4 protein-coding genes and 1 CRISPR repeat array are annotated in these 7,071 nt (G+C 70.2%); of the genes, 2 read left to right on the top strand and 2 right to left on the bottom strand.

Going from position 1 to position 7,071, the window contains the following annotated elements:
• Together csx17 and IT371_30190 are read right to left on the bottom strand one after the other, a co-directional pair.
• Positions 1-1,179, bottom strand: a 1,179-nt coding sequence (gene csx17 / locus IT371_30195; GenBank protein MCC6751963.1) for a type I-U CRISPR-associated protein Csx17, incomplete at its 3' end; no start/stop codon positions are given.
• Positions 1,176-3,914: a DEAD/DEAH box helicase gene (locus IT371_30190; protein ID MCC6751962.1), complete on the bottom strand. Its 2,739-nt coding sequence runs from the start codon at positions 3,912-3,914 to the stop codon at positions 1,176-1,178. The genes IT371_30190 and csx17, both read right to left, overlap by 4 nt.
• A 383-nt stretch (positions 3,915-4,297) precedes the next feature.
• Here IT371_30190 and cas1 point away from each other — a divergent pair, with 383 nt between their 5' ends.
• Complete coding sequence (cas1, locus tag IT371_30185) at positions 4,298-6,238, top strand: CRISPR-associated endonuclease Cas1 (GenBank protein ID MCC6751961.1); 1,941 nt, start codon at positions 4,298-4,300, stop codon at positions 6,236-6,238.
• Positions 6,239-6,240: 2 nt separating this feature from the next.
• On the top strand, positions 6,241-6,531 hold the full coding sequence (gene cas2, locus IT371_30180) for a CRISPR-associated endonuclease Cas2 (GenBank protein ID MCC6751960.1): 291 nt from the start codon (positions 6,241-6,243) through the stop codon (positions 6,529-6,531).
• 221 nt (positions 6,532-6,752) lie between these two features.
• Positions 6,753-7,071: direct repeats of the CRISPR family, unit length 32 nt; unit sequence CCTTCCACCGCTGAAGAGCGGTGGCCCCATTG.

The raw sequence follows: 7,071 nt of genomic DNA, 5'->3' as shown, positions 1-7,071 counted from the left end.
CCCGTAGCGCACGAAGCCACTCAGGCCTCTAGCGACTCCCAGCTTCGCGATCGCTCGGGCGAAGTCCAGGGGGCGCCGGGCCGACGAACGGCCCAATTGCGCCCGCCCCTCGCAGAAGAGCGCGGTCACATCCTGCCAGCTCGCAGGACGTTCCCAGAGAGGCATCCATTGTTCGCCGCGGGTCGCCTTTTCCCGTCCGCGGGTTCCGTGGCCGACCGGCCCGGCAGTCACTGCGAACGGGACCGCCGCACGCAAGTCGCCCTGCACCCCGAGTCTACGGGTGGCCTGCCCTCGAAACGCCACGGCCCCCTCCAACATGAGGACGAAGTCCCAGGGGTTGACTCGACTGGAGGCCTCCGGTCCCGTAGTGCCATTCGCTCCGCCCGCCGATCCCGGCAAGAACTGGCCAACCGCTGCGTCCACCAGCGCCGCAGCAGGCGCGCTCACGAGCGAACTCTGCAGGAGCGCAAGGGCGCCGGGGCGAGGAACGCCCCTGGCCGAGCCGAGGTCGAACAGATCGCCCAGGCGCTTCATGACGGTGTTGGTGAAGTCGAGTCGCCCGTCGTTTCCGCCAGTGCCGAGCAGAGCTGGCCACGACGGCTGCCCGTCGGGTGACAGCACCATCGCCGCATCCATCCACTCGCGTTGCAGCCCCCGCCAAACTAGCGCGAACGGAACGAACAGGTCCGCCTTGAGCCGCTTGAACTCATTGTTCGCGACTAGCAGTTCGGCCTTGAACTCAGGATCTTCCTTGGATCGCTCGGGCTTCGTTCCTTTCTTCGTCTTCTTGGTCTGGCCCTTCAGCCGGCGGACTTCGGCGTCAGCCCGAGTGATTGCGCCAAGCTGCGGCCGAGCAGCGGCGATCCCCTGGCGGAACGGCTCGAACCGTGGTGCAGTCGAGCGCTCGACAGGGCCGAGACCTTCGTCGTTCGCGATATAGAATCCCGAGCCCTTGTTCCAGGGAGAAACGAACGGCGTTGGTGCGTACTCTTCGAGGAAGAACCTCTCGAGAGCCGCAGTGTCGAGTCGCGTCAGGAGACAGAAGTGCTGGTCCCTCCAGAGGCCGCGAGCATCGGCATCCTTCTGCTGAGCGACGAGGCGCAAGATGCCGATCGCCTTGAGGTAGTAGGCGAGCGGAGTCGGCGTGCACCCATGGAGATGATGGAGATGGAAGGTCACGACGCACCGTCTGAGTCACGCTCTCCAAGCAGTGGATCCGCCGTGACCATCTTGGAGGCGCGGCGGTCCGCCGCGATGAGCAGCGCCTCCATGTAGGCCAGGGGGCCGGGCCCGTGGCGGCGGAGCAACGAGGCCGTGCGCTCGCGCCAACTCCGGCCCGTCTGCGGTGACAGGCCAAGCCCGGCCGGCGCCAACGTGAGGCGGAGGGGCGGCATCGGTGCGACTCCGTCCAGCGAGATGGCTGGCAGCTGATCGCCCTCACGGACGCCACGTATCGGCAGCCCTCGGTCGTCGCGGGGGAGATACTCTTGGTCTCTCGGGGCCGCGTGCAGGGCTACACGGACCTTCCCGTGGTGCGAGAGGACGAGGTAGGCGAGGAGATCGAACTCCTCCGCCGCGCAGTCGAGCACCTGACGCTCGAGAGATGTCGCGATGGCACGGTCCGCCTCCGGCTCGGGCACCGCGCCGTCTCCAGTGAGTTCGAGCAACTCCGCGTGCGGCCCGAGCAGCGCAGCGTGACCGGGGGCGTACCGCCTGAGCACTGCGAAGAGCGCAAGGCAGCTCGCCAGCTCATGGCGGAACCCTCGCCGGGCCTCGCCCGTGGGGAGACGATACATGCAAGGTGCTTGCCAGGCAGACTTGGGGGCCTTCGCCAGGTCGGCGCGCTCGGCGAAAGGTCCCCGAGCCTGGATGATCCCCTGGAACGCAGGGTGAGCCTTGCCGAGGTCGTGCCACCTCCCGGCCAACTGAATCAGCTCGGCAAGCCGGCTGGGGACGAGGCCACCTACAATCTCCGCAGCCAGGCGACCCACCTCGGCGTCGTGGGTCGCGATCGTCTTGTAGGCCCGTGCCGCGCTCAGTTGCTCCCCGGCTTCGTCGTCGTCCGCGCCGTCCTGTTCAGACGGCGGCACGGCGGGCACGACCGCCACCGACGCTCTTGAACCCGGGTCGAATCCGCCGTCCTCCCGATAGCCACCCGTATCGGCGGCTACGCAAACGACGCGCCCGGGTACCAGCGCGGACCTCTCGGCGACCTTCCACTCGCCGTCAATCCAGTCCCAAACCCACGCACGACACTTATCGCGCAGGCGAGGCTGGCGCCTCTCGTTCGTCTCCGTGCCGCAGAGCCAGTCTCGCGCCGCAAGGAACGGGACGTTGCACAGCTCGCGCTGCGATGGTTTCGTGTCCCGCGGCGGGGCGGGAGCGGGTCGGTCCTTGTTGGCTGGCGGAATCGCTGTCCAGAAGACGGAGACGTCCCGCTCGTCGCCGCTGCGGATGAAGGGGCTTACGTCGATGTCTGCACCTGTCAAGTCCGGAGTCGTGTCAAAGAGCTCATCCAGTTCTCGCCGCAGGAGGAGTTGCCGCGGGCGGTATGGGTAGAGGTGCTCCCTCTCCGCCGAACTTAGTTGTCTCTCGAACGCCTCGAGGTTGCCAATGCTTGCGTCGAGCCCGCGTTTCCTGAGCGCCTGAAGAGCCCAGATCGCGGCCTCCATCTCCCCCACGCCATACGGCCGTGATGTCTTCTCGTCACGCCCGCGCTCCACGACGGCGATGCTGCCGGAACCTCCGTAGCGGGAGCAGCGGCCAAAACGCTGAACCAGGCACGGCCACGGCGCCAGCTCGGTCACGAGCGAGGTCGCGCTAATGTCAACGCCTGCCTCCACTACCTGCGTCGCCACGATGATGCGCTCCGCGCCGGCCCTGCACGCGTGGCGGCCGAGGAACTCGCTCGTCCACGCGGCCCTCTCCTGCGGCCGGAATCGGCTGTGTACGAGGCGAAGGTCCTTGGTCGCGTCGAGCCGCTCGAGCTCCTCGAACGTGCGGGTCGCGCGCTCAACCGTGTTGCACACGACGAGCGTGATCCGGCCGTGGGCGTCGCTGTCGGGGATCCTTTGATGGCGCTCCTGGATCAGAGCCGCGAACCCCGCGTGGTCGTCCGCCGCGATCGACGCCGAGTCGAGCGCCTTCGCTATCGTGGCGAGGCCCGACTGCAGCGCGGCGGGCTCGAGCTGTGTGGCGCTGGCCACCCATTCGCCGTGGCGCGCCGCGGTGTCGACGCTTCGCAACCACGTCGGCTGCAGCGTCGCGCTCATCCACCAGCTCACCCTCGGTCTGAGCGCGCGACCAGCGTCCTCGTCGAAGAAAGCCTGCAGCTGTGCGCTGGTCGCGAGCCCGACGTCCATGAGCTGCACCTCGTCCAGCACCCACAGCACGTCTTGGCTGAGCAGACCGAATTCCATCGGCCATCGCGCCCTCGGCGCCGCGTAGCCGCGGTTCAGCGCTCGCGAGAGCGCCATGTCCTGCGTCGCAAGGAAGACGGCGCGCTCCTCGGGGTAGAGGTTCCACTCGCCTCCCGGATCCGTGCCGCCCATCAGCAGGTGCGCGCCGACCTTGCCACGGTGGTCCGTGCCGGGCTCCCACAGGCAGCCCAGGCGCGCGAGGAACGCCTGCACCTCGCCGGCCGTCTGCTCGACGAGCACGCGCATCGGCAGCACCCAGACGAGGCGCCGGGGCCAGCGATCGTCGTCGCGCTCCACGCGATGGTAGAGCCACGCGCCCAGCACGCCGAGCGTCTTGCCGTAGCCTGTCGGGATTCTGATGACGCGCGACCGTGGCGTGGCGTCGCGGGCGAGCGCCTCCTGCCACTGGCGCGGCCGAAGCGCGGCGGCGCCCGACGGGGCGGCGAAGCGCCCGAACCAGCTCGCGTAGTCCGCCGCGGCGTGGGCCTGCGTCATCGCCGCCACTGCCTCCGCAAGAGGGTGTCGCCGCCAACCCCGCGATCTGCGTTCGCACCATTCGCTCCCACATCGACCTCGCGCCCCGAGCCTCGCCCCGCTCCGCGACCTCGTCAACCCCCACCCGGGCGGAGCTCGGCCCATGAATGTCTGCCCCCCGCCCCTGCCGCGTCGCGTCACGCACTCCTCGCCTCGGGATCGTCACGCGGCACCCCGTCCGCAAGCGCGGACGCCGCCCCGGCCCGCCCCGCCCGTCCCCGGCCCGGCCCGCGCACGCTGGCCGGAGATCCTTGCGCGCCCGCGCAGCGGATGCGATCCTGCGGCAGCCCTCGCGCCGACGCCGCGAGGGGAGCCCGGGGGGACCCGGCTCGTAGGAGAACGGCATGACCTCCACCGAGTCCGCGGCGCTGGCCGAGCCGGCCGGCCCGCACGCGAAGTACCTGCGGCGCCGCTCGCTCGAGCCCGGGGCCCCGCCCGCGCTGGTCCCGGCGCGCATGCTGAACGAGGTCACCTACTGCGAGCGGCTGATGTACCTCGAGTGGGTCCAGAGCGAGTTCGAGGACAACGAGTTCACGGTGGAGGGGCGGGCGGTGCACCGCCGGGCCGACCAGCCCCGCCCGCTGAAGAAGGCCGATCCCAAGCGCCCGCCGGGCCCGCCCGATCGGGCGGCCGCCGACCAGGGAGAGGAGGACGAGGGCGAGGACGAGGCGCCTCCGCCCTCGACGCCGCCGCCCTACACGGCGCGCGCGGTGTGGCTCTCGTCGGAGCGCCTGGGCATCACGGCCAAGATCGACGTGGTCGACGTGGAGGGCGGGACGGTGGTCCCGGTCGAGTACAAGCGCGGCAAGCGGCCCTCGGTGCCAGAGGGGGCCTACCTGCCGGAGCGGGTGCAGCTCTGCGCGCAGGTGCTCGTCCTGCGGGACCACGGCTTCCGCTGCGAGGAGGGGCACCTCTACTTTGCCGCCGATCGGCAGCGGGTCCCCATCGCGATCGACGAGCCGCTGGTGGAGGCCACGCTCGCCGCGGTGGTACGCGCCCGCGCGCTCGTCGAGCTGGGCGCGATCCCGCCACCGCTGGCCGACAGCCCGAAGTGCAACGGGTGCTCGCTGGTAGCGATCTGCCTCCCCGACGAGGTGAACCTCCTGCGGGACGGCGCGAGGGAGGAGCCCCCGGCTCCGCCGACCTTCATGGAACAGCTCGAGCACCACGACGTGGAGGAGCTCGGCGACGACCCCTGGGGCCTCGGCCCGCTGCAGCCGGCGCCCGAACCACGGGAGGACGGTGACCGCGAGCTCCGGCGGCTGCACCCCGCACGGGATGACCGCGTGCCCCTCTATGTGAAGGAGCAGGGCGCGTACGTTGGCCTGAAGGGCGAGCGGCTGGAGGTGCGGCGCAAGGATCAGCGGGTGGTCGAGGCCAGGCTCTCCAACACCTCGCAGGTGTGCCTGTTCGGCAACGTCCAGCTCACGACCCAGGCGCTGCGAGCCCTGCTCGAGCGGGGGATCCCGGTGAGCTTCTTCTCCCTGGGGGGGTGGTTCATCGGGCGCGCGGTCGCGCACGACTCCCGCAACGTGGAGCTCCGGGTGGCCCAGCACGCCGCGGCCTCCGATCCGGCCCTCTGCCTGCGGCTCGCCCGCGGCTTCGTCCAGTCGAAGATCCTCAACTCGCGCACCCTGCTCCGCCGCAACTCGCGGGAGCCGAACGCGGTGGCCCTGGGTGAGCTCAACCAGCTCGCGAGGAAGGCGCTCGAGGCCGAGGAGCTCGCGAGCCTGCTGGGGATCGAGGGCACGGCGGCGCGCACGTACTTCGGCCAGTTCAACTCGATGCTGACGGAGCGGGCCCGGGTGGACGAGCAGCTCCTGCTGGCCGGGCGCAACCGGAGGCCGCCCCGTGATCCGCTGAACGCGATGCTCTCGTACACCTACTCCCTGCTCTCGAAGGATCTGACGCTGGCGGTGGTGACCGCCGGCCTCGATCCGCTGCTCGGCTTCTATCACCAGCCGCGCTTCGGGCGGCCCGCCCTGGCCCTCGATCTGATGGAGGAGTTCCGCCCCCTGATCGCGGACTCGGTGGTCCTCGGCGCGGTGAACAACGAGATCGTCGGCCGCAGGGACTTCGTGGAGACCGCCGCCGGCGTGAACATGAGCGCCACGGCGCGGCGAGACCTCGCCCTCGCCTACGAGCGGCGCATGGACCAGCTCGTCACCCACCCCATCTTTGGCTACCGGATCAGCTACCGGCGGGTCCTCGAGGTCCAGGCTCGGCTGCTCGGGCGGGTACTCACGGGCGAGATCACGGAGTACCCTCCCTTCCGGACGAGGTGAGCATGCGCCAGACGTACATCGTAGCCTACGACATTTGCGACCCGAAGCGGCTGCGCAAGGTCTTCAAGCTGATGCGCGGCTGGGGAGATCACCTGCAGCTCTCCGTCTTCCAGTGCGAGCTGAACCCGCGGGAGCTGGTGGAGCTGCGCGCGGGCCTGGGCCAGCTCCTGCACCACGACGAGGATCAGGTCCTCTTCGTGAACGTGGGCCCGGTGGAGGGCCGAGGCGCCACCTCGATCACGGCCCTCGGCCGGCCGTACACCCACCCCGAGCGCCACGCGATCGTGGCCTGACCTCGATCCCGGGAGGGCTGGATGGTAACCTCGCGAGCGCTCCGGTGGCGCGCCCCGCCCAGGGACCGCTCGCGCCAGCCGCAGCCCCTTGAAATCGCACACCAAACCTGCGAGGATCCCCCCAGGGCAGCCCGCCTCGATCGGCCCCCGGCCCCCCGATCCGGAGGACCGCTCGCAATCCCCCTCCTAACCCCCCGAATTCCTGCCACTTCGGCAGGATGTCCTTCCACCGCTGAAGAGCGGTGGCCCCATTGAAGCGCGCGGGGACGCGCCGGGGCACGCGGTAGCCGTTGCCCTTCCACCGCTGAAGAGCGGTGGCCCCATTGAAGCCCTTCTCACGCGCCCAAGCCCCGTGCCCCCGGTTCCCTTCCACCGCTGAAGAGCGGTGGCCCCATTGAAGCACCGTGAAGGTCGCCGCGTTGGTCGCGCCAGTCGCCCTTCCACCGCGGAAGAGCGGTGGCCCCATTGAAGCGAGGCGACCGGGACTCAGGTTCGCGCGGTACTCGGGCCTTCCACCGCTGAAGAGCGGTGGCCCCATTG

This window comes from Deltaproteobacteria bacterium, assembly GCA_020848905.1.
Taxonomy (GTDB): Bacteria; Myxococcota_A; Polyangia.
This window is presented reverse-complemented; position numbering and strand designations above follow the sequence as displayed.